The organism is Halorhabdus salina (assembly GCF_013839425.1).
In the GTDB taxonomy this organism is placed as follows: Archaea; Halobacteriota; Halobacteria; order Halobacteriales; family Haloarculaceae; genus Halorhabdus; species Halorhabdus salina.
In genome coordinates, this window is the sequence record NZ_JACDNP010000012.1 from 40,573 (window position 1) to 63,710 (window position 23,138).

22 protein-coding genes and 1 pseudogene are annotated in these 23,138 nt (G+C 61.9%); 15 read left to right on the plus strand and 8 right to left on the minus strand.

Annotation, left to right across the window (positions count from 1 at the left end):
- Window positions 1–323: 323 nt before the first annotated feature.
- Window positions 324–860, minus strand: a complete 537-nt coding sequence (locus tag HZR20_RS12860; protein ID WP_181687141.1) for a cob(I)yrinic acid a,c-diamide adenosyltransferase — start codon at window positions 858–860, stop codon at window positions 324–326.
- Between the two features lie 387 nt (window positions 861–1,247).
- Between HZR20_RS12860 and HZR20_RS12865 the strand changes: the two genes are divergently transcribed.
- From HZR20_RS12865 to HZR20_RS12900, 8 genes are all read left to right on the plus strand, one after another.
- Complete coding sequence (locus tag HZR20_RS12865; protein WP_181687142.1) at window positions 1,248–1,973, plus strand: nucleotide exchange factor GrpE; 726 nt, start codon at window positions 1,248–1,250, stop codon at window positions 1,971–1,973.
- Window positions 1,974–2,112: 139 nt separating this feature from the next.
- Window positions 2,113–4,047 carry a molecular chaperone DnaK gene (gene dnaK / locus HZR20_RS12870; protein ID WP_181687143.1) on the plus strand — a complete coding sequence of 645 codons (1,935 nt, stop codon included), beginning with the start codon at window positions 2,113–2,115 and terminating at the stop codon, window positions 4,045–4,047.
- 220 nt (window positions 4,048–4,267) lie between these two features.
- Window positions 4,268–5,071 (plus strand): aldo/keto reductase, encoded by an 804-nt coding sequence (locus tag HZR20_RS12875; RefSeq protein WP_181687144.1) that lies wholly within the window; start codon window positions 4,268–4,270, stop codon window positions 5,069–5,071.
- Window positions 5,072–5,121: 50 nt separating this feature from the next.
- Window positions 5,122–6,201 (plus strand): ATP-NAD kinase family protein, encoded by a 1,080-nt coding sequence (locus tag HZR20_RS12880; protein WP_181687145.1) that lies wholly within the window; start codon window positions 5,122–5,124, stop codon window positions 6,199–6,201.
- Between the two features lie 159 nt (window positions 6,202–6,360).
- Window positions 6,361–7,395, plus strand: coding sequence for a PhoU domain-containing protein (locus HZR20_RS12885; protein ID WP_181687146.1), 1,035 nt, complete (start codon window positions 6,361–6,363; stop codon window positions 7,393–7,395).
- Between the two features lie 56 nt (window positions 7,396–7,451).
- Window positions 7,452–7,634, plus strand: a complete 183-nt coding sequence (locus HZR20_RS12890) for a DUF7525 family protein (RefSeq protein ID WP_181687147.1) — start codon at window positions 7,452–7,454, stop codon at window positions 7,632–7,634.
- Window positions 7,635–7,673: 39 nt separating this feature from the next.
- The gene (locus tag HZR20_RS12895) at window positions 7,674–7,898 is read left to right on the plus strand and encodes a DUF7123 family protein (RefSeq protein ID WP_181687148.1); all 225 of its coding nucleotides are present in this window, start codon (window positions 7,674–7,676) and stop codon (window positions 7,896–7,898) included.
- Between the two features lie 36 nt (window positions 7,899–7,934).
- Window positions 7,935–8,363, plus strand: coding sequence for an SRPBCC family protein (locus tag HZR20_RS12900; RefSeq protein ID WP_181687149.1), 429 nt, complete (start codon window positions 7,935–7,937; stop codon window positions 8,361–8,363).
- A 484-nt stretch (window positions 8,364–8,847) separates the two neighbouring features.
- Here HZR20_RS12900 and HZR20_RS12905 read toward each other — a convergent pair whose 3' ends face one another.
- Entirely contained in the window at window positions 8,848–10,953 is a 2,106-nt protein-coding gene (locus HZR20_RS12905) for an AAA family ATPase (RefSeq protein ID WP_181687150.1), read from the minus strand.
- Between the two features lie 123 nt (window positions 10,954–11,076).
- On the opposite strand from HZR20_RS12905, the gene HZR20_RS14655 reads away from it, so the two are divergent.
- Window positions 11,077–11,211 (plus strand): DUF7128 family protein, encoded by a 135-nt coding sequence (locus HZR20_RS14655; RefSeq protein WP_258560446.1) that lies wholly within the window; start codon window positions 11,077–11,079, stop codon window positions 11,209–11,211.
- Between the two features lies 1 nt (window position 11,212).
- On the opposite strand, the gene HZR20_RS12910 is transcribed toward HZR20_RS14655, so the two are convergent.
- Window positions 11,213–11,641, minus strand: coding sequence for a DUF5796 family protein (locus tag HZR20_RS12910; protein ID WP_181687151.1), 429 nt, complete (start codon window positions 11,639–11,641; stop codon window positions 11,213–11,215).
- 91 nt (window positions 11,642–11,732) lie between these two features.
- Here HZR20_RS12910 and HZR20_RS12915 point away from each other — a divergent pair, with 91 nt between their 5' ends.
- On the plus strand, window positions 11,733–12,584 hold the full coding sequence (locus HZR20_RS12915; RefSeq protein ID WP_181687152.1) for a shikimate kinase: 852 nt from the start codon (window positions 11,733–11,735) through the stop codon (window positions 12,582–12,584).
- Window positions 12,581–12,886: a chorismate mutase gene (locus HZR20_RS12920; protein WP_181687153.1), complete on the plus strand. Its 306-nt coding sequence runs from the start codon at window positions 12,581–12,583 to the stop codon at window positions 12,884–12,886. Before HZR20_RS12915 ends, HZR20_RS12920 begins: the two co-directional genes overlap by 4 nt.
- A 15-nt stretch (window positions 12,887–12,901) precedes the next feature.
- Here HZR20_RS12920 and HZR20_RS12925 read toward each other — a convergent pair whose 3' ends face one another.
- Complete coding sequence (locus HZR20_RS12925) at window positions 12,902–13,582, minus strand: carbonic anhydrase (protein ID WP_181687154.1); 681 nt, start codon at window positions 13,580–13,582, stop codon at window positions 12,902–12,904.
- A gap of 178 nt (window positions 13,583–13,760) precedes the next feature.
- Between HZR20_RS12925 and HZR20_RS12930 the strand changes: the two genes are divergently transcribed.
- The 4 genes from HZR20_RS12930 (at window position 13,761) to HZR20_RS12945 (ending at window position 19,062) form a co-directional block, all read left to right on the plus strand.
- The gene (locus HZR20_RS12930; protein WP_181687155.1) at window positions 13,761–14,246 is read left to right on the plus strand and encodes an Lrp/AsnC family transcriptional regulator; all 486 of its coding nucleotides are present in this window, start codon (window positions 13,761–13,763) and stop codon (window positions 14,244–14,246) included.
- 352 nt (window positions 14,247–14,598) lie between these two features.
- On the plus strand, window positions 14,599–16,083 hold the full coding sequence (locus HZR20_RS12935; protein ID WP_181687156.1) for a proton-conducting transporter transmembrane domain-containing protein: 1,485 nt from the start codon (window positions 14,599–14,601) through the stop codon (window positions 16,081–16,083).
- Window positions 16,073–18,478: a DUF2309 domain-containing protein gene (locus tag HZR20_RS12940; protein ID WP_181687157.1), complete on the plus strand. Its 2,406-nt coding sequence runs from the start codon at window positions 16,073–16,075 to the stop codon at window positions 18,476–18,478. The genes HZR20_RS12935 and HZR20_RS12940 overlap by 11 nt, the downstream gene beginning before the upstream one ends.
- A gap of 74 nt (window positions 18,479–18,552) precedes the next feature.
- Window positions 18,553–19,062 carry an acyltransferase gene (locus tag HZR20_RS12945; protein ID WP_181687158.1) on the plus strand — a complete coding sequence of 170 codons (510 nt, stop codon included), beginning with the start codon at window positions 18,553–18,555 and terminating at the stop codon, window positions 19,060–19,062.
- Between the two features lie 5 nt (window positions 19,063–19,067).
- Here HZR20_RS12945 and HZR20_RS12950 read toward each other — a convergent pair whose 3' ends face one another.
- From HZR20_RS12950 to HZR20_RS12965, 4 genes and pseudogenes are all read right to left on the minus strand, one after another.
- Window positions 19,068–19,850: a mechanosensitive ion channel domain-containing protein gene (locus HZR20_RS12950; protein ID WP_181687159.1), complete on the minus strand. Its 783-nt coding sequence runs from the start codon at window positions 19,848–19,850 to the stop codon at window positions 19,068–19,070.
- The gene (gene dacZ / locus HZR20_RS12955; RefSeq protein ID WP_181687160.1) at window positions 19,850–20,656 is read right to left on the minus strand and encodes a diadenylate cyclase DacZ; all 807 of its coding nucleotides are present in this window, start codon (window positions 20,654–20,656) and stop codon (window positions 19,850–19,852) included. Before dacZ ends, HZR20_RS12950 begins: the two co-directional genes overlap by 1 nt.
- A 636-nt stretch (window positions 20,657–21,292) precedes the next feature.
- Window positions 21,293–21,973 (minus strand): hypothetical protein, encoded by a 681-nt coding sequence (locus tag HZR20_RS12960; RefSeq protein WP_181687161.1) that lies wholly within the window; start codon window positions 21,971–21,973, stop codon window positions 21,293–21,295.
- Between the two features lie 4 nt (window positions 21,974–21,977).
- A pseudogene (locus HZR20_RS12965) lies at window positions 21,978–22,907 on the minus strand (Eco57I restriction-modification methylase domain-containing protein); the annotation flags it as partial.
- Window positions 22,908–23,138 lie beyond the last annotated feature (231 nt).

Here is a 23,138-nt window from a genome sequence, read left to right on the forward strand (position 1 = left end):
TATCTGCCTCTGGTTTGAGAATTCGAGAATCTCTCGTCTTTCGGGGCCCAGTTGCCCTCTCAATGAACGGCGCGAACGGGCAGGAGCAACGACCCCCCGTTGTTCGCTCGAGCGCCTTCGATCTTCCGTTGGACCACGATGATCGCTTCTTTGGATTTTGTCCCCGGCTTGTGCCAGGATCCCTTCGAGACTTATCGAGGTCTTCCTCGACGCCTTTCGTTGCTGTCTCGCCGGCGCGTGTGAGTGGTACTGTGTGTCTTCGAAGTGCTCAGTCATCGCTGACTGTCCGAGAACAACGAATATAGCCGTTGTGGCGGTACCAGTCAGTAGGTCGGCGACGCTTCGGGGACATCGTCCCGGTGGTTGACGAGTCGAGCGAGGGTAAATAGCAAGTCTGAGAGGCGATTTAGGTACGTCATTGCTTCGCTACTCACCGCGGCGAACTCTCCTGTCAGCGCCACAGTACGCCGCTCGGCCCGGCGGCAAACAGTGCGTGCGTGGTGTAAGCTGCTGCCGGCCGGTGACCCGCCGGGCAGGATGAACGATTCTAGCGGGGGCACTTCCTCGTCGGCGTCGTCGATCTTCGTTTCCAAAGCAGTCACGAGCTCGGCGTCGATCGTCGGACCGTCCACCCCAGCAGCGGGGTTTGCGAGTTCCGCCTGGAGGACGTGCAAGTGGTTTTGTATCTCGGCGAGTGTGTCGTCGACGTCGTCGTAGCCGGTCGGGCGAACCATCCCGAGCGTCGCGTTGAGTTCATCGACAGTCCCATAGGCTTCGATCCGCGGATCGGTTTTCGAGACGCGCTCGCCGGTTCGCAGGTCGGTGTCGCCGTCGTCGCCGCGGCCCGTGTACAGTGACATTGGGAATCCCAGGGGCTGCGTCGCCATTAATTTCCGGGCGACGGTGATCAACGTCTGAACGCTGAGAAGCGTGACAGCCCACAGCAGCAATCTGTCAGACGCGGCCGACCGCTACGATCCACACTGTGACAGAACCAGCGAGTTCACCAGGGCTGCCCACACGGTCATCGATCCCGGCAGCAAGGCGAAGTAGCGCTGTCAGGGCTGTGTCCTTGCCGTCGTGAAGATCGATCCGGATGTCGGGGCGGAACTGACACACTGTGTGGGCTAAGAGTCTCGTTCTGTTGGAATTCACAGCGCCTTCGAACAGTCGTCCCGAGGGGAGAGCAACAGGCTGGCAAGCGGAAATTCTCAACCCTTTTATCCGCAGACAGGCACGTATTTCACATGACTCAGCCCGAGCAGGACCCCGACGAAACGACAACAGGAGACGCCGATCCCGCCGATGAAGCGAGCGGGGACGATGCCACTAGCCCGGAAGACGACGAACCGACGGTCGCCTCACTTCGTGAGGAACTGCTCGAAGAAGTACAGGACGCCACCGCAGACCAACTGGCAGACGAACTTGCGGCGTCCAGACTCACCATCGAAAATCTCCGTGAGGAGACCGAGGCGCTGACTGAAACTGTTGCGGACAAAGACGCGGAAATTGAAGATCTAACCTCTCGGCTCAAACGCAAGCAGGCGGATTTCCAGAACTTCAAGAAGCGCATGGAGCGCAAACGCGAGGAGGAAAAACAGCGGGCCACCGAGGACCTCGTCAGCCGATTGCTCGACGTCCGTGACAACCTTCGGCGCGCACTCGAGCAGGACGACTCCGAGGCTCTTCGGGACGGCGTTGCGTCGACGCTCACCCAGTTCGAGACTGAACTCGACCGGGAAAACGTCGAACCGATCGAACCCGAACCCGGCGACGAAGTCGATCCCGAACACCACGAGGTACTGGCCCGGATCGATGCAGACCTCCCCGAAGACACGATCGCAGACGTCCATCGACCCGGCTATGTGATGGCCGAGAAAGTTTTGCGACCCGCCCAGGTAGCCGTCAGCGACGGTTCGGACAACGAAACCGAAGCACACGACGACACCACCAATTCGAGCGACCAGGGGTAGGGTGGAACTTCTGTATAAAACCCCCGACTGCAAACGCCCCTCTCGTCCCTAATCGCACGACTGCGAAGGGATGAATTAGGAACGTGGTTCGGCCTGTCTAGTAATGTTTAACCGGGACAAGCCGGTAGATGCTCCCAACATGGCGAGCAACAAGATCCTTGGCATCGACCTGGGGACGACGAACAGCGCATTTGCAGTGATGGAGGGTGGCGACCCGGAGATCATCGTCAACAGCGAGGGCGACCGGACGACGGCCTCTGTCGTCGCGTTTGACGACGGCGAGCAACTCGTCGGCAAGCCGGCGAAAAATCAGGCCGTCAAGAACCCTGACGAAACCATCCAGTCCATCAAGCGTCACATGGGCGAGGAGGACTACACCGTCGAACTCGACGGCGAGGCGTACACGCCCGAGCAGGTCTCGGCCATGATCCTCCAGAAGATCAAACGCGACGCCGAGGAGTACCTCGGTGAGGACGTCGAGAAGGCCGTCATCACGGTGCCGGCGTATTTCAACGACCGCCAGCGCCAGGCCACGAAAGACGCCGGCGAGATCGCCGGCTTCGAGGTCGAGCGGATCATCAACGAGCCGACCGCGGCGTCGATGGCCTATGGCCTGGACGACGAGTCCGACCAGACCGTCCTCGTCTACGACCTCGGTGGGGGAACCTTCGACGTCTCGATCCTCGATCTCGGTGGCGGGGTCTACGAGGTCGTCGCGACGAACGGGGACAACAACCTCGGTGGCGACGACTGGGACCAGGCAGTTATCGACTGGCTCGCAGAGGACTTCGAAGACGAACACGGGATCGATCTCCGCGAGGACCGCCAGGCCCTCCAGCGGCTAAAAGACGCCGCCGAGGAGGCCAAGATCGAACTCTCCTCGCGGAAAGAGACGGAGATCAACCTGCCGTTCATCACGGCGACCGACGACGGGCCGGTCCACTTGGAGAAGGATATTACCCGGGCGACCTTCGAAAGCCTGACCGAAGACCTCATCGAGCGGACCGTCGAACCGACCGAACAGGCCCTGGCAGATGCCGACTATTCGAAATCCGATATCGACGAGGTGCTGCTCGTGGGTGGTTCGACCCGGATGCCACAAGTTCAAGAGCAAGTCGAGGAACTCACCGGCAAAGAGCCAAAGAAGAACGTCAACCCCGACGAGGCCGTCGCACTGGGCGCAGCGATCCAGGGTGGGGTCCTCTCAGGAGATGTCGACGACATCGTCTTGCTCGACGTGACGCCCCTGTCGCTTGGTGTCGAGGTCAAGGGGGGGCTCTTCGAGCGACTCATCGAAAAGAACACCACGATCCCGACCGAGGAGTCGAAGATTTTCACCACGGCCGCAGCAAACCAGACCTCGGTCCAGATCCGCGTCTTCCAGGGTGAACGCGAGATCGCCGAAGAGAACGAGCTCTTGGGTGAGTTCATGCTTTCGGGGATTCCGCCGGCGCCGGCCGGCACGCCCCAGATCGAAGTCACGTTCTCCATCGACGAGAACGGCATCGTCAACGTGAGTGCCCAAGACCAGGGCTCGGGCAATTCCGAAGAGATCACCATCGAAGGCGGCGTCGGTCTCTCAGACGAGGAGATCGAAGAGATGCAGGAAGAAGCCGAGGAACACGCCGAGGAAGACCAGCAGCGCCGCGAGCGCATCGAGGCCCGCAACGAGGCCGAGGCCGCGATCCGGCGGGCCGAGACGTTGCTCGAGGAGAACGAGGACGACATCGACGACGACCTCCGGGAGGACATTGAAGCCCAGATCGAGACCGTCGAGGAGACCCTCGAAGACGACGACGCGACGAAAGAGGACTACGAGAGCGCCACGGAGGAACTGACCGAGGCCCTGCAGGAGATCGGCAAGCAGATGTACCAGGAACAGGCCGCTGAAGGCGCGGCTGGTGCTGGTGGACCGGGCGGCGCGGCCGGCCCCGGCGGCATGGGTGGCATGGGCGGTGCCGCTGGTGGCCCCGCTGGTGCCGGCGGTCCCGCCGGCGCGGGTGCTGGCGACGACGAGGAGTACGTCGACGCTGACTTCGAAGAGGTCCAAGACGAAGACGACGAGGACGAGTGAAACGAGTGTAAGTCGTCTTCGTCTTGGGCTCGCGAATCTCCGATTCGCGGTGTCTCGAAGTCCGAGCATAGCGAGGACTTCGAGTTTGACGAAAGTGAGAACGACGAGGACGACAAGTAACGCTGTCGACCTGGGGAGAGATTGTCGAAGGTTGTTATTTGTGACGTAATTTCTCGACGTAGATAGAAACATCCAAACCACTCCATCACTAGGTTTTTCTATGACAGAGCTACCCGACATCGGACTCGGAACCTGGCAGAACGAAGATCCCGAGCAGTGTGCACAGAGCGTTCGAACGGCCCTGGAGATGGGCTATCGGCACATCGACACGGCCGAAATTTACGGCAACGAGGAAGCCGTCGGCGAGGGAATCGCACAGGCAGATGTCGACCGTGAGAACTTCTTCCTGGCGACGAAAGTCCACGCCTCCTCGACGAGTCTGACCTACGATGGCGTCATCGAGACGGCACACAACAGCCTCGAACGGCTCGGTGTCGATTACGTGGACCTGCTGTACGTCCACTGGCCGACTGGCGATTACGACCCCGAGGATACGCTGCCCGCCTACGACGACCTGTACGACGAAGGCCTTATTCGGAACGTCGGCGTCTCGAACTTCGAGCCGTTCAACGTCGAGGCGGCCCTGGAGATCCTTGACGCACCGCTGTTCGCCAACCAGGTCGAGATGCACCCGCTCCTTCAGCAAGACGAGTTGCAGGCTCACGCCGACGAACACGACTACAACCTCGTGGCCTACTCGCCGCTGGCGCGCGGTGACGTCTTCGACGTGCCTGAGGTCGTCGAGGTGGCCGAGAAACACGACGTCAGCCCGGCTCAGGTCAGCCTTGCGTGGCTGCGCGAGACGGGTGCCTACCCGATTCCGAAGGCCACCAGCGAGAGTCACATTCGGGACAACTTCGAGAGTCTCGATCTCGACCTCGACGCCGAGGACGTCGCGACGATCGATGCGATCGAGCGGGAGGACCGACACCTCGACTTCGACGTTGCCCCCTGGAACCAGTAACACCGTCTCGACCCGCGCGCTTTTCTCGCTGACTCCCGTAATCCCAGTCGATGCGACGCGTCGGCTTTCTGATTAACCCGATCGCCGGCATGGGTGGCCGTGTGGGGTTGAAGGGGACTGATGAGAAATTTGTGGCCGCCCGAGAGCGCGGCGCAGTGCCACGGGCACCGGACCGCGCCCGCCAGGCTCTTGATGTACTGGCTTCTCACGACGTGGAAGTCGTCACTGTCGAGGGAGTGATGGGTGCCGACGTGGCCCGAAACGCGGGCTTGGATCCCATCGTCGTCTCTCACCCGGCAGCAGGACAGTTGGCGGGCATTGGCGAGACGACGGCGGCGGATACGCGTCGAGCAGTCGCCGCGTTCGTCGCCGCCGAGGTTGACGTCGTTCTCTTTGTGGGCGGTGACGGCACAGCAGTCGACGTGGCCGAAACCCTCGCGGGGCTGGAAGCGGATGTCCCCTTACTCGGCGTCCCCGCCGGGGTAAAAGTCTACTCGGGCGTCTTTGCTGTCGATCCACCGGTGGCCGGCGAGATCGCGGCGACGTTCACGGCGGTCGAGCGAGCTGACCTGCAGGATCTCGACGAAGACGCCTTCAGACGCGGGGAGGTCGTCCCTGAACTGCGAACCACCGCGCTGACGCCGGTCGCCGAGTTACGCCAGTCACCAAAGGAACGGGCCGGTGGGACAGTCGACACGCTGGCGGCGGGCGTCGCCGAGGAGGTCGATCCGGGAACGACCTACGTCTTTGGCCCGGGCAGTACCCTCGGAGCGATCGAACGAGCACTTGACATCGATCCGTCGCCGCTCGGTGTCGACGTCTGGCGTGACGGGACGGTCCTCGTCCGCGATGGCGGCCAGTCGGCAATTCTGAATGCACTTGGCGACCGCAATGTCGTGATCGTCTCACCGATCGGCGGCCAGGGATTCGTCTTCGGGCGGGGCAACCAGCAACTTTCGCCCGATGTCCTTCGAGCGTGTGACATCGAACTCGTTGCCTCGCGCCGGAAGCTGGACGGCCTGGGCGTGTTACGTGTCGACACGGGTGATCCCGAACTTGACAAGACGCTTCGTGGGTGGCAGCGTGTCCGTGTCGGGCGACGCGAGCGCCGATTTATACAGATTGTCTAAGTGTGTCTCACGTCTTGGCGCTCGGTCCGCGAGAGCCTCCATTATGGATTTGACTAGCCGGCTTGACAACCACTCTTCCTAATAGATTCTCTGACTTGATCTAGCCCATCCAAATTACTATTCACAAACTTAAGGAAGTGTGAATGCCTACAGATGTGTATGGATACACGCAAAGTCCAGCAACTCGGGCCATCGACGCTGGCGATGACGCTCCCGGCGGCCTGGACGAGCGACACCGATGTCCAGAAAGGCGACGAGCTGTCGCTTCGTGTCGGTGATAACGGAACGCTGACAGTTCTTCCGGATTCCGTTTCCTCGGGAGGATCAGAGGCCACAATTCATGCCTCGTCGCTGGATGCCGATGCAGTCGAGCGGGCAATCGTCGCCCAGTACGTCCTCGGTCGCCGGGTCATCAACGTCGAAGCCGACGAGGGCGAGACGCTCGCCAGTGCACACATCAACGCAGTCTACAACGCCGAGACACAGTTGATGGGCCTTGGCGTCATCGAGGAGACGCCCGAACGGATCTCGATTCGCTGCTCGGTCGACCCGAGCGACTTCACGATAGATAACTTGCTCGAACGGTTAGAGAGTACGGGCTCGACGATGCGAAACGAGGCTGTCAAAGCCCTGACGCTGGGGAATCCGGATCTCGCCCAGCGGGCGCTTAACCGCGAACGGCAGGCTAACAAGATTTTCGTCCTCGTATTGCGGTTGATCTTTACCGCCTATCAGAACCCGAACTTTGCTCAGGCGATCGGCTTAGACGACAGCTTTCCGCTGATTGGGTACCGATCGATCGCGAAGAATCTAGAACTGACGGCGGACAACGCCGAAGACATCGCAGATATCGCAATGGAAACAGAGGGCCACAGCCTCAGCGTCGATGCCGACACCATGGAGCAGATTCGTGATCTTACCGAGCAGGTCGACGACTTGACCGCACTGGCAGTGCAGGCAGCGATCGGTCGCGACCACACGACGGCCATCGACGTCCGAGAACAGTTTCGTGAGATCGATGCCCTCGAAGACGACTTGCTCGACGGCCTGGCCGAGATGAGCAATGAAGATGTCCTCGCTGTACGGGAAGTTCTCGTGTCTCTGCAGGAGACGGCCCAGTACGCCGTCCGGAACGCCGAGATTGCCACGAATCTCGCGCTCAAAGACGACTCCGAGCACGTACGCATCGAATGACGGGGCTCCCCGCCGGCAGGCAAACTTACAAGCCAGTTCCGACCGATCGCTGGGATATGGCCGCGTCGAACGCATCTGAGAAGGGCATCGGGTTGACGGTTTTGTTCGTGGTTCTCGCGCTTGGGGGCGCACTGACAATGGGGCTCGGTGCCGAGGACCATCTCGTTGCTGGCGTGGGCTTTGCCGTGGCCGTTGGGGCGGGATCTCTAGCTGTTGCTGCTCGGCACGTCTACGTCTGAACGGACGAGTTTTTATCGCTGGACGGCCTACATACGCCTATGGCGGAGTTCAGTGACGAAGAACGAGCAATCATAGAGTACCTCCGGGACCGCGTCGGCGGTGGCGAAGGGTACTTCCGTGCGAAGGGGATCGCCGAGAGTATCGGTCTCTCGGCCAAGCAGGTCGGCGTCCGACTCCCAAAGCTCGCCGAAAAGGCCGACGAGGTCGACATCGAGAAGTGGGGACGCGCCCGTTCGACAACCTGGCGCGTTACTCGCAGCTAGCGGCGGGTTTTTGCCGCCCGCACTCGGAAGGGTTCTATGGCGATTCGCCTGGAGCGGGTGCTTGACGTGCCAGCCGAACCGGCGGACGTGTGGGCATTCATTGCCGATCCGAAACACCGCGCACGCCACGTGAGTGTCGTCGACGACTTCGACCTCGGTGGTGACGGGAGTGCAACCTGGTACCTCTCGTTGCCGATCCCGGTAATCGATCAGACGATTGCTATCGAGACTGAGGATGTCGAACGACGACCGCCGGAGTTTGTCAAGTTCATTGGCCGCTCACGAGCGATGCGCGTCGTGGGCGAACACGAACTCGAAGCGACGGCGACCGGCACGCGACTTACGAACCACTTCACGGTCGAGGGCCGGATCCCCGGCATCGAACGATTCTTTCGGGACAACCTCGAGGCGGAGTTCGACAACCTCGAAGCGGGTCTCCGTGAATATCTCGACACCCTATCATAACACTAACACTCGGACGACTCGATACCGAACCTGGCGCTGTCGAGACGAACGTCGAGCCGGACTGTGAGGGCACCCGATGGACAATCTCCGACCTGTGGGGATCCCAATCGCCGCCGCTGGTGCGGTACCCACAACAGGTGTTCGGACACTCGACCCAAGCGAAATCGATCGTGTCCGGAAGTCGGTCCTCGCTCTCACGGACCGCCGGACGTGACCAGTGGCCCAGTCAAGACTATCCGTCATACAGGGGTTTATATAGGGCAGTAACAAACGCCCAGTTGCCGGCTTGACGCTTTTCTCGTCATCCCGGCAGAACGCCCGACCCACACAACTGACGTGCAGGCCCCGTCGTCGTCCGGACGACTGATCCCGCGTCTCGGACATCCGGTCCCGTCCTCGTTTCGTTGCAGCGTCGAACCGAACTACAAAGTTGCAACCTCGGTTCCGTCGCCACTCGACGCTACTGAAGCGCACACGCCGACCGTCACCGGCTCGACGGATCGACCCGTTCACGCGCTGCCTGGAGATGATCCGCCGTGATCGTCACATCAGCAGCCAAGTCGTTAGCGGCGGCCGGGTCGTGTTCGCCGGCTACCTCGCGGATGGCCGCGAGCGAGGCCTCCCGGAGAATCGCCGCCAGATCGGCACCGGAGTACCCCTCGGTGTCGGCGGCGAGGGTGTCCAGATCGACCGACTCGCCGAGCGGCTTCCCGTCGGCGTGGACGGCTAAGATCGCGTGCCTGGCCTCGGGGTCCGGTGGCGGCACTTCGACGTGAGACTCCAGTCGCCCGGGCCGCAACAGCGCAGGATCGAGTGCGTCACGGCGATTCGTCGCCGCGAGGACAACCAGATTTGGGTCTTCGGCGGCGGCGTCAAGCTCCGTCAGCAACTGGGAAACGACGCGCTCGGTCACCTCGTGGCCGTCACCGCGTCGGGACGCGATCGCATCGATCTCGTCCAGGAAGACGATCGCGGGGGCGGTCTGGCGCGCTCGCTCGAATACCTCCCGGACGGCCTCCTCACTCTCGCCGACGTATCGATCCAGTAGCTCGGGGCCCGCAACCCGGATGAAGTTGACGCCAGTTTCGCCGGCTAGTGCCCGCGCCAGGAGGGTTTTCCCCGTTCCTGGTGGCCCATACAGGAGGATGCCCGACGGCGGATCGGTGTTCGTTGCCTCGAACAGCGGTCCGTACGCTAACGGCCACTCGACGGCTTCTTCGAGTGTCGCCTTTGCCTCATCGAGACCGCCCACGTCCGTGAAGTCGACAGTCGGGGACTCGGCGACGTACTCTCGCATCGCCGACGGATCGACGCTCGCCAACGCGCGGTCGAAGTCCGTGCGCGTGACTTCTGGCTCGTCGCGTTCCCGTCTGAGTGCAGCCATTGCAGCTTCCGTTGTGACTGTCGCGACGTCGGCCCCGACGAACCCGTGCATCGTCCCCGCGAGTGCATCAAGATCGACGTCCCCTCCCAGCGGCATGCCCCGCGTGTGGACCTCCAGAATCTCACGGCGCCCCGTCTGATCGGGGACGCCGATCTCGATCTCCCGGTCGAAGCGACCACCACGCCGCAACGCTGAATCGACCGTGTCGACCCGGTTTGTCGCGCCGACGACCGCGACCCGCCCGCGTTCTTCCAGGCCGTCAAGCAGCGTGAGCAACTGGGCGACCACCCGGTTTTCCATGTCGCTGTCCTCGTCACGCGCGCCGGCGATCGAATCGATCTCGTCGATGAACAGGATCGACGGGGCGTTGTCCTCGGCCCGCTCGAAGGCGTCCCTGAGTTGCTGTTCGCTTTCGCCTTTGTACTTCGAGACGATTTCCGGCCCCGAGATGGCCTCGAAGTACGCATCGACCTCGTTGGCGACCGCTTTGGCGATCAGCGTCTTTCCGGTCCCGGGCGGTCCGTATAGGAGAACACCCTTCGGCGGCGTAATGGCGAGGCGATCGAAGATATCCGGGTCAGACAGCGGCAGTTCGATCATCTCCCTGATCCGGTCGAGTTCGTCATCGAGCCCACCGATATCTTCGTAGGTGACGCCCTGGGACCCGGTCGAGTCGGTCGCCACTGTTTCCTCGTCGCCGGCGGGGTCGGTTGGTTCAGATTCGACCGGCTGGCCGACGCGCACGGTGGTGTCATCTTCGATCCGGACGGTCCCCGCCGGGTCAACGTCGGCGACGCTGAAGGTGCCGATTTCGGGAACAGTGACGCGATCGCCGTCCCTGACCGGCGTGTTTCTGAGTCGATCGCCGATCGACTGGCCAGCGTCCCCCTCGACGCTGGCATCGATCGGGCGAAGCGTCACCTGGCTTGCCGCGTCGAGATCGGCTGTCCGGAGTGTGACCGCCGAGCCGATCGTGACCTCGGCGTTCTGTCTGGTGTCGGCGTCGATCCGAACGTACTCGCCGTCCTCGTCTGCCGGCCAAACCTTTGCGACTGTTGTCCGCTCTCCCTCGATGACGACTGAGTCACCGCTCAGAACGCCCAGTCGGTCCCGGACGGATTCGGGGAGCCGGGCGATTCCGCGGCCGGCATCGCGCTTGTGCGCGCCCTCGACACTGACGTCGACCCCCTCCTCAACAGCGACCATGGGTCCCGTAACAGCGTCTCGCCCTTGAGAATTCCCACCGATATCGGCCGCTCAGCACCGTATCGTGTCACGCTATCTAATGTCACGAAAACACATTTATTCACGGCCGCCGGACGAGTAGGTATGGTCCAGCAAACCCAGCGCGACGACATGACGTGGTATCAGTGCGAGCAGTGTGGAATGTTGTTCGACGAACGGGAGGATGCCCGAAAGCACGAGGACAATTGCGACGCCGAAGATCCCTCGTATATCCAGTAGCTCACTCCTCAGGGACAACTTCGAAGGAGCGTTCGCCCATTTCGTCCTCCTCGAAGACGAACACGCGGCCATCGACGGTGTCGAACTCGGCCTCGACGCGGACGCGGTGGGATTCACTCGTTGCCCTGACGCCTGGGAAGACCGTTGTCGTTTCGCCTGGATCGAGGAGGACGCGCCCGACGCCGGTCGATTCGAGGATGTCCTCGTGTGTGACCCGATCGTTGACGTAGACGAGGACGCCGTTTGTTTCGGTTGCATCGGTCACGAGCACGTGAGCCTGTTTGCCTGGGGCGGTCGTGACTGCCCCTTCCTTGCGAGTTGGGACGCCGTGATAGAACGCTTCTCGCCCGTCGAGATACTCGACGACGACCCCCTCCTCGGTCAGTTCGACGCCGATGGTGTCGGGTGGCACGTCCTCGCGGATGCTCATGGCAGGCCTTCGGCCGAACGGGGGAAAAACGCCGCGCTTGCTCGGCGGCGTAACCACCACATCTATATGCGCCCTCGGCCACCCTCGCGCCATGAACGGAACGGCTGTGGCTCCCGCGGCGGGGACCGTCCTGAACGCCCTCGCGACGGGCACGGGCTCGGCCTTTGCCATCGACACCGAGCTTCGCGCCGAGGTACAGCTGACTGGCGAGGACAGCGTTACGGGGACGATTGCCGACGATCCCGACGCTGATACAGCCCTGATCGAGCGCTGTGTCGAACGCGTGACGAGCGAATTCGGCGACGGCGAGGGTGGGACAGTCCGGACCGAGAGTGACATCCCGCTCGCCTCGGGGTTGAAAAGTTCGAGCGCCGCTGCGAACGCGACCGTGCTGGCGACGCTGTCGGCACTCGATGTGACTGACGAGGTCTCGAAGGCTGACGCCGCCCGCATCGGTGTCCAGGCAGCCAGGGACGTCGGCGTGACGGTCACCGGCGCGTTCGACGACGCCAGCGCAAGCATGCTCGGCGGTGTCACGGTGACGGACAATACCGGCGACGAACTCCTGGCTCACGAGCCCGTCGAGTGGGACGTCCTCGTCTGGACGCCACCGGAACGGGCCTACAGCGCCGAGGCCGATGTCGATCGCTGCCAGCAGATCGCGCCGATGGCCGACCTGGTGGCCGAGATGGCTATGGAAGGCGACTATGCCCGCGCGATGACCGTCAACGGGCTGGCCTTCGCCGCCGCACTCGGCTTTTCGCCCGACCCGATTGTCGAGGCGATGGCCCACGCCGAAGGCGTCTCGCTGTCCGGGACCGGACCGAGTGTCACGGCGATCGGGAACCGGGAAGATTTAGAGCGCGCACGCGAAATCTGGGCCCAACGCGAGGGACGAACGTGGTACACAACAACACAGAACATGGGGGCCAAGCCGACATGACTCGTGAAGACGCGACCGAGCAAACACCAGAGGAGATGGATCTCGACGAACTCCGGGGTGAAATCCGTTCGATCGACGAAGAACTCGTCGAGCTGATCGCGCGACGGACCTACGTGGCCGACACCATTGCGGCCGTCAAAGACGAGCAGGGCCTGCCGACGACCGACGAAACCCAGGAACAACGCGTTATGGATCGGGCCGGCGAGAACGCCCAGCAGTTCGACGTCGACGCCAACCTCGTGAAGGCAATCTTCCGGCTGTTGATCGAGTTGAACAAAGTTGAGCAGCGGGAGCAGCGCTAATCTGGATCGCCAGGTTCAGTACGTCCACAGCCGACGGATACGTAACTCGATTTCGGGGTAGGATTCTCGAAGCGCTCTCGGGTCGGTCTCTCCATTGATGTTGATAACGTGTACTTCCCCACGCCGATCGGTATAGACGTCCTGGAAATCGTAGACGACGCCGACCAGTTCTGTTTCAGCGGGCACGTGCTCGCTCGCCTCGAGGGACTCGATCTGCCGGTCGACGTTGTACTCGACAAGGCGGTTGATCGCCCCCTCTCGATCGACCTCGGCGGGTAAGGCGTCGACGCCCGCTTCGAGGTGGTCGGCGAGGAGATCGACGCAATGTTCGATTCCTGGCGGTTCTTCGAGTCCGTCGGTCAAGTGGTCGTACGTGGCGGTGACGGCCCCACAGCCCGTATGGCCGACGACGACCGCGACATCCGTCCCGGTGTGTGCCAGCGGATAGAGAACGTCGCCGGAGACGACTGTCTCGCCGTCGGTTCGCTGGACGACGCGGTTCCCGATGTTCCCACACGTGAAGAGATGGCCGGGATCGTCGTTGCCAAAGAGGTGATCCTGCAGGACACGCGAGTCAGAACAACAGACGGTGACCGCTTCGGGGCTTTGTCCGTCCTGCAGGGTGTCGAACCGGTCGTCGAACGCCGCGGCGTGGGTTGCGTTACCGGCGAGCAGCGATTCGATGACGTCGCGCATATCCGTGAGGAACCTGCCCGGTGGTATAGTCGTTGAGATTTTATCCCGTGGAGATGGCGTGCCGGGTAGTACTGGATGACGTCGAAACGTACATGACAGATCGGCCGACCTAATATGACCGGTGGCTGGATCTTCGAGCAACGTACAAAGGTAAGTGTCTCCCTTGCACAATACCGATATGGCCGAAACGGAGATCGACGAGGTGGATGAGGCGATCCTCTATGCCCTCCAGGAGGACGCCCGGAACATGTCCTCGGGGGACATCGCCGAGCGAACCGGGACCTCCGACAGCACCGTTCGTAAGCGCATCCAGCGACTCGAAGCCGACGACGTGATCAAGGATTACAGCGCCCGCGTCGATTACCAGCAGTCAGGCTATCCGCTCCGGATGTTGCTGTACTGTACCGCGTCGATCCCCGAACGCGGGGACCTGATCCCGGAGGTTCTAGCCATCGAGGGCGTCGTCTCCGTCCAGGAATTGGTCACTGGTGAGGAGAATCTGCTTGTCACCGTAGTCGGGGAATCCGACAGCGACATCACGCCCGTTGCCCAGGAACTGCTCGACATGGGACTGACCGTGGCCGACGAGGTCCTCGTTCGAACCCACGAGACGACGCCGTTTGGCAAGTTCGACCCCGACGTCTCGACAGCGGACGAATCCTGACGTTACCGCCGGAAGTGCTGTCCCCGGCCAACGACCGTTGGTGCAAAGCACGACGTCATACGCTGACAGTCCGTTCTCTAGTGAACCGATAGCAGTCACTATCGCCAGGCCATCCGAACCATGTGGCCCCGTGGGTGAGAACAGAGGGATCATCTCGAATAGTACCTCCCGGTCCGTCACGCACTGAACGTGCCACACCCTGAAAACATAATGTTTTATAATAGAGGGTATTCGAACAGTTTGTGACTAAGACAAGATTTAATAATCAGACTGTTCTCGAAACGGTGTAGAAACGACCAGTACCGGACCAAATGTGTGGGGGGATTCCCGGAACGGTCGTGAGGGACGAACGATGTCAGGACGCACCGCGAACGCGACGGTCGGATCGCTCCCGGACACGACGGCGACGAGGTCGATCGTGCCCGCGGCACTCACGTGGCTCATGTGGTCGCTGTTCACCGCGAGTGTCGGCACGCTCGTGGCCCGACTCGGAACGAGTGATGTCTGGCGAGTGACCGAAGTGGTCGCGATCGACGGGCTGACAGTCCTGCTGTGGGTGGTCGTGACGTTCTTCAGCGGGATCGTCCACAGCTACTCGCGCCGATACATGGCCGGGAGCGCCCACGAACGGCGGTTCTTTGTCGCCGTCTTCGGCTTCACGGCGGTCGTGCTGGGGCTGGTCGCGGCCGATCACGTCCTGGCATTCGGTGTTCTGTGGCTTCTGATGGGCCTCGTGATGGCGGAACTCGTCGGGCTCGTCGATGGCTGGAAACAGGCTCGGGCGGCCGCACGCGTCGCCCGCCGGTACTTCCTGGCGAGCAGCGGGTTGCTCGGTCTCGCGCTCGGGGCCCTGTGGTGGGCGACGGGCGCGACGACGATCTCGGGGATCACCGCGGCCGCCGACGGGCTCGGCGGGTCGGTGTGGCTGCTAGCAGCCGGGGCCTTGGTCCTCGCGGCGATGATCCAGTCCGCCCTCGTTCCCTTCCACACCTGGCTGCTGGCCTCGATGACTGCTCCCACGCCGGCCTCTGCGCTGATGCACGCCGGGTTTGTCAACGCTGGCGGCATCTTACTGACCAGGTTCGCACCGGTACTCACCGTCGATCCGGCGGTCATGTTCTCGATCGTCTTGGCGGGCGCAGCCAGTGCCCTCCTCGGGAAGCTCCTCAAGTCCGTCCAGGCGGACATCAAGGGGAAACTGGCCTGCTCGACGGTCGGCCAGATGGGCTTTATGATTATGCAAGCCGGCCTCGGCTTCTTCGGGGCCGCGATCACCCATTTGATCCTCCACGGGTTCTACAAGGCCCACCACTTCCTGAGCGCCGGCGAGGAGATCGAACGGACCACGCCAGGCGACGAGTCCACGCATTCGCCGGGTATCGTCGGTATCGCGGTCACGCTCGCAACCGGGCTGGCCGGCGGCGCGCTGTTCGCGATCCTGACGGGCAAAGGCCGCCACCTCGACAGCGGCCTCGTCCTCGTGTTGATCGTCGTCGTCACGACGCTGCAGGCGACCCGTAGCGTCGTCGGGAACTCGTCGCTGTCGGCCCTGTTCCGATACGGGGCGATCCCGATCGTCTTCCTGCCGGCCATCGCCGTCTACGCGCTCGTGTACACGGCCGTTTCGGAGATGTTGAGCGACCTCTCGGTCGTGGCGGCACCGACCGAGCTTACCGTTGTCCACCTCATCGTCGCCGTCGGGTTCGTCGGTGCGTACCTCGCTGTCGAGACAGGTGTCTACGAGCGCAGCCGGCGGCTCTACGTGGCATTGCTGAACGCGAGTCACCCGCCCGCAAGCACCGTGCTGACTGCCAGGGAGGATTACAATGAGTACTGAACACACCATCGAAAACAGCATCGAGAAGGCAGCGACAACCGTCGGCTCGGTCTGGCCGATCCACTCGTTCGTCACGGCCAACCCGCTGTCGGGTTTCGAGGATACGCCCTTCGAGCAGGCAGTCCGGCAGGCGGGCGAGCTACTCGGCGGCCGTGGCTACCCCGATCCGGGAACGTTCCGGACTGCCCTCGAAGACGGCCGGATCGACCGCGAGGTGCTGGCGACCGAACTCGCCGAACGGGGATTCGAGGCGGACCCGGAAGCACTGCTCGACCGCATGGATGCGACGGCCCGGACGGAAACACCCGACACCGCGAGCGAACGCGTCGATCACGTCCTGACGAAATGGCTGTCGGTGTTCCTCGACGAAGGACACGCCGAATGGGCAATGCCTGATCGGGAGGAAGGATTCTATATCGCGTTCCGTGCAGTGGCCTCACACGACAGTCATGTCCCCGAGACCGGAATCGTCGCCGACCTTCCCGAGCGTCCGTGCGATGCCATCGAAGCCGTACTGGAGGAATACCCCGAGAGCCAGTGGGTGCCGATCTTCGAGGAACAACTGGCGGCCCTGCCCGGCTGGACCGGGTTCATCAAGCAACGTGCTGCAGACGGGGGGAACTGGCAGTCGATGTATCCCATCACACTGGTGGAGTATCTGGCCGTCCGCTTCGCGCTCTGTGACGGCTTCGGTGTCGATATCGAGCCCGCTGTCGGCCAGGCAAACACCGAGGCCGACGCATGCGACGACATCGCGGCGGCGTTCCTCGGGGCCTGGGAGCGGAGTTACCGGAGCGAACTCGTCGAGGGCGTCGCTGTTGAAAGTCAATCACTCACCGAAAGTAAGTCCACGAGTCGGCCAGACGCCCAACTGGTGTTCTGTATCGACACGCGCTCGGAAGTCATCCGCCGGCACGTCGAGGCCACGGGCGACTACGAGACCCACGGCTACGCGGGCTTTTTTGGCGTCCCGATGGAGTACCAGGGCTACGACGCCGAGCGGTCGGTCAACGCCTGTCCACCGATTGTCGATCCACAGCACCGTATCACCGAGATGCCGACCGACGACGAAGCGACGGCGAGTCATGATCGCTGGTCGCGGCTCCGTGGGGCTGCCGGTGACGTCATCGAGACCCTATCGACGAACCCAGCCACCGCCTTTGGCTTTGTCGAGAACGCGGGCAGCGGCTACGGACTGTCGCTCGTAGCCCGCACGCTCGTCCCCGGCCGCCTGAACGACGTTTTCGACGCCGCCGACGATGCGGTCCCCGGCGAACACGAGTTCTGTGACCCGCTCGTCGATTACCAGCACACCTACGCCGGCGATCTGCCGGTCGGCCTAACCCACGACGAGAAGGTCGAGTACGCCGCGACCGCGTTCGAACTAATGGGCATCGAGCAGTTCGGCCGATTGTTCGTCTTCGTCGGGCACGCCAGTGAGACGACGAACAACCCGTACGATTCGAGCCTGGACTGTGGGGCCTGTGCCGGCAACCCCGGTGGCCCGAACGCCCGTGTCCTCGCGGCGATCTGTAATGACGATGCAGTCCAGATAGCGCTTCGCGAGCGCGGTATCGAGATCCCCGAGGACACCGTCTTCGTCGCTGGCGAACACAACACGACGACCGACGAGATCGAACTGTTCGACGATAGCGTCCCCGAGAGCCACGCTGCCGATATTAAGAAGCTCCGGAGAGATCTGGCCGCCGCTCGCGAGGGGAGCGCCGCCGAGCGCATCGCATCGATGGGTACTGACGGGACCGCGGGCGTCACCGAGATCGAGCGCCGGGCGGCCGACTGGGCCGAGACGCGCCCCGAGTGGGGGCTAGCGGGCAACGCCGGCTTCGTGATCGGTCCCCGTGAACTGACGAGCGATCGCGACCTCGACGGCCGTGCGTTCCTCCACTCCTACGATTACACGATGGACCCCGATGGCGACGCCCTCGAGGCGATATTGACGGGGCCACTGGTCGTCACCCAGTGGATCAACGCTCAGTACTACTTCTCGACGGTCGATCCCGCCGTCTACGGCAGCGGGTCGAAGATCACCCACAACCCAGTCGGCAACGTCGGCGTCTACCAAGGCAACGGCGGCGACCTGATGACCGGCCTCCCGATCCAGTCGCTGTTTGCGGCCGACGACGTCCCGTATCACCAGCCGCTCCGTCTCTCGACGGTCGTCCACGCGCCGGTCGATCGCGTCACCGACGTGCTGACCGAACACGAAGAAGTGCAGGAACTGCTGGACAACGACTGGCTCTCGCTTTCGGTCGTCGATCCGACACAGGACCACCGCGTCTTCCACTACGACGGTCAACTCGCCTGGACGCCGGCGAGCGAACCGATCGCCGACGAATCGGCGGTCCCGGAAACGCCCGCCGTCGCGGACGACTGAACCTCCCACCTGGGTAACGGAGACCACGAGTCGGGCCCGCGTCATTCAAGACGGCCGCCGCCCAACTCGCGGACGTGAGCGACGATGTCACTTCGCGCCACGAGCGCCTCGAACGACACGACGTGCCCGGATCGCGCAACGCCCTGCGCCACTGGATCCGGACGCGCAACCCGGTGTGGATGCTCATCGTCCCGGCGATCATCTGGTTCCTCCGGCTCGTCCCGAGCGTCCGCCTGAAGAACGTCGTGCTCCGTGCGCTCGGGGCCGACGTCGGCGAGGGGGTCGCCCTGGCGTTCGGGGCAACACCGGACATGCTCTGGCCGGACCGCCTGGTCCTTGAAGACGATGCGATCGTCGGCTACGACGCGACCCTACTCTGTCACGAATACCTGCAAGACGAGTACCGAACGGGCGAGGTTGTTGTCGGCGAACGAGCGATGATCGGTGCCGGCGCAATCGTGTTGCCCGGTGTCCGGATCGGGGCTGATGCACAAGTCGCAGCAAACTCGCTGGTGACTGGGGATGTCCCACCAGGGGCGACGGTAGCCGGCGTGCCTGCCGAAGTCGTCTCGGACGCGGACTGACTCTTCTAGCGGAACCGGGTGATCCCTGAGCGCACGACGCGCTGGTTTGGAATGATAAACTCCGCCTCATCACTCTCGACATGGGTGACGAAGACGTCAATCTCCTGAACTACGCCGCGTCGATCGTCTATTTCGACTTCGTCGCCGATGCTGTAGGGTTCAGTCAACAGCAGATACGTCCCAGCTGCAGCCGCCGTCAGCAGGTCCTTGAACGCCAGCGCGCTCAAAAACAACAGCCCGAACGCGTAGGCAGCGAGCAAGACGATCAACGCCATCGTCGCCACGCCCAACTGCCCCAGTGCGATCAGTGCGGCCACGTAGAAAATGCTGTACTTGGCGAGCTTAGGTAACAGCGTCACTTCTGGCAGCTTGACGCTCTTGAGTCGCTCGCTGATTGCCAGGGACACCTTGTCGCCGATCACCAGGCCGACAATGACCACGACAGCGGCGATGAACAGTTGCGGAAGGTACTGAGGGAACCGCTGCCAGAAAAGGTCTGCATTCATGATCTGTGCGACCTGTAACGCGATGAATACCGCAAGCACGTAGACGAACAGCGCGGCCATCTGTGAAAACAAGCCGACGGTCGAGAGGCCGAAGTTCTGGATTGTCCGTTCGAAGGCCGTCCCTTCGACCGCCCCCGGGACATCGAGTTGAACCAGCAGGTTCCGCGTCGTTCGCCACACCAGATAGCCGGCGACCGCTCCGATGAAAAGGACGGCGATCGCGACGGTGACTGCCGTTTCTTCAGAGAGCATCGTTCGTATGATTGCCGCCGGATCGACCATCAGTACTCCTCCGGATCGAGTTCAAGGATTAGTTCCCCGCGCTTGAACGCCCGGACGAGCCCATCGCTCTCGCTGAGGACAATCGCGATGGCGTTGGTATCCCGCGTGATTGCCCCAGCTGCCATGTGCCGTGCCCCGAGGCCTTTGGGAATGTCAACCCCCTCCGCAGAGGGTTCAAGATACCGGTAGGCAGAAACGATCTTCCCCCCGTCGGAGATGACGAACGCCCCATCCAGGCGCGAAAACTCCTTGAGCATCACGTTGACGATCGGATCGCCGACGTGAACGTGGCTCTTCTCGAAGGGGTTGTAGGAAAGCGGACGGGACTTGTTCATAACCTTCCCGGCGTCACCGACGACGAACAGTGCGCCCACTGGCTTGCCCTTCTGGCCTTTCTTGCCCAACTCGACGGCGACATCGACGACGTTCCGGATGACCCCCGGTTCAGCCCTGGAGTTGACGAACAGATCGTAGACACCAGTCTCGGTGAACTCGCCGGCCCGGACTCGCATCGCCGTATCCAGGCTGTCGCCGTACGTCGTCGCCAGACAGAGGACCTGATCGTTCTCACCGAGGAATTCCTGGGCGAGCGCGCCTTCGATTCCAAAGCGCACTCGATCACTCAATTCCGAAAACTCGACGGGCAACTCCACGAAGCGCTCGGCATCCCGCTCGTCCTCTGCGCTGATCACGACGACCTCGTGGTCGTCTGTGAGTTGTTCGTATAGATCGGCCTCCGGACTGAAGAGCACCACGCCATCCAGATCGCTCGCCAAAGAATCCAGCACGTCTTCAATATGGCTCATTGTCCTATCAGATCATCCGACAGGAAAAAAACTTTGCGGCCCGCACCCCACCTTTTTACTTCGGCGGGTGCGCTCGCTCGCCCCGCAAGGCTCGCTCACGCACCGCTCTCTGCTCACGGCGGCTTCGCCGCCGTTCGCACGGTCAGCGGGACCTTCGGTCCCGCTCGACTTGCAAAAATCTGGACCAAAAACATCCGGACGCTCACTGCCTCGCGGCGTCTTCTCGCGGGCTTTGCGAGGCGGTTTCACCGCCTCGAATTCGCGGCGCGTAGCGCCGCGCATGGCCCGCTCGAATGGTCCGCGGAACTCCGTTCCGCGCTATCGCCGCTCGGCTTCCCGAGGTCGCTCCGCGACCTCGCACCGCTCGCGTCCGGGGAACCGCCTCACTTCGTTCAGCGGATGCTACTCTCCTACAGCCTCTTCCAGAGGTTAAACCAGTCCCAAAATGTCCAGCAGCTCAAAACGCTTCAGTTGCGCGAGTTCTATTCGTCGTCACCGTCGGACCGCTGACGACCTTTGGAGACGCGCTCTCCGCCGTGGAGTAAACTCTCCCGGGCTCGCTCCCGGTCAGACTCCTCACTGTGTTCCTGTGTGCTCATGTTGCACTGTACTTCATTGAACGGTATAATCTTTGGGTCACTGCCATTCTCGAATGTCACGGATCGCACGCCGGGTCTGCGGAATCAGCCCCGAGGTCAGGACGAATCCACCAATCAGTGCCAGTGTAGCGCCGGAAAGCCATACCGGGACCTGCCCGACGAGCCCAGCATAGATACCCAACACGAACGAAACGATCGCACTGACGATCAAGACGATCGTTACTTGAAGAAGTGGAATGTTCCGGATATTTATACTCCTATTGAAATTAATACGCATCGCATAGTTCTTGAGCAGCAATTCCTCCGCTTCCTCCTGTGAGAAGTCGGCACGGAGTAGTTGGGTGAGGTTGTCGGAACTGATCCCGACGTCGAGTTCAGAAGCTGTGTACGTCAGTGCCGCAAACGCGGTCGAGAACAGCAGTGCTCCAACCCCCAGACCCGTGTAAATATTGACGAACGGCTCGATAGCAGTCAGTCCCGACCCTGAATCGTCGCTCAACTGTGTCCCGATGGAGAGCACAGAGACGAGAATCCCGATCAGGGCAATATTGAGCCGGAGAATCCGACTCGCCTTCGTGTCGATATCATTGAGCGTGTCTCGCTGTGCATCGACTGTTTCCCGGGCCTCCTCACGCAGTTCTAGGAGGGTCTCCTCGTCGCCTTCGTACGCTATCTCGCGAAGTTCGTCACGTAGCTCCGTAGGGTTTCGACTCGACATCGTGTCACTCTCCCACCGCTTCCTCGACAATCTCGATTTCCTCGTCGGTCAACCCATATAACTCATACACGATTTCGTCGATCAGATCGTCAGTGCGATCGATCTTCGCTTCCAGTTCGTCGGCCCGCTCTTTCGTCTCGATGTAACTCGCCAGCCCATCGCGCACGTCGTTGACGGCGGGCAACGTCAGCTTTCGCAGGCGATCGACCAGCGAGTTGGTCTTCGTGGCGGTCTCGCGGAAGTCCGCGAACCCACCCGCCTCCTCGACGGCGACGGGTACGAAGTGCTCGATCAGGTCCGCCTCTGCTTCGGTGAGGTCAGTGATCTCCAGCGCCGCCAGTGGCTCGGTCTCGGTGTAGCCCCACTGGTCGGTCTCGTGGGCGTCTTCGTCATCCGGTTTGTACCGGGCCGTCAGGCGAATTTCGACGCTCGTGGGCGACTCGCGGACGACCGTGGCCTCGCCGACGCGGAGGTTCGGGCGGGTTTCGGTGGTCTCGGTGAGGATGGACTCGGACGCGCCGTCCGGGGGTTGGGTCAAGCCGACTTCGGCGAGGGTTTGGTCGTCTGAGTAGGAGCCGAGGTGGTCACGGAGGGAGAGATTGAGATCATATTTTTGATTATTCATCCCTGACATTTCTTGCGCAAGACGGACAAGCACATCATGGACGACCCCCTCTTCTTCTGACCGTAGGTGGTCACGAAGATTGCCAATCATTTCTCCAAATGAATGGCCTTCCAAGCCGCGAGCGTAGTCATTTAGATATTCATCTACCACGCTCTCTCGGTCTTCGTCATCCATCCCAAATTGAATTTGTTGGATGGGGAGTTCTCTAAAATATTGTTTGGTACAAGTGATATATCCGCCTCTGAAGACATTGCTGATTGATTGGAGGCACAAGAAGAGCAATTTGGAGTTGATTAATGCTAATACGTACATCGGGGAATAGGAGGAACCATTTTGGAGCGAGATACCGAATCCACCGCTCGCCATCAGAACATAATCTGACTGAGGTGTTGGATATGGAGCGAAAGACGGTCCATCGGCAAGCAAAGGTATGAGGATTTCTCCTTCATTATGGATTTTTGGCCTTGTTTAGATGCTTAATTTCCACGGGTAGAGGCGTCAAGCGCTAGTTCGACGTTTCTGACGGCACATTTCAGCACG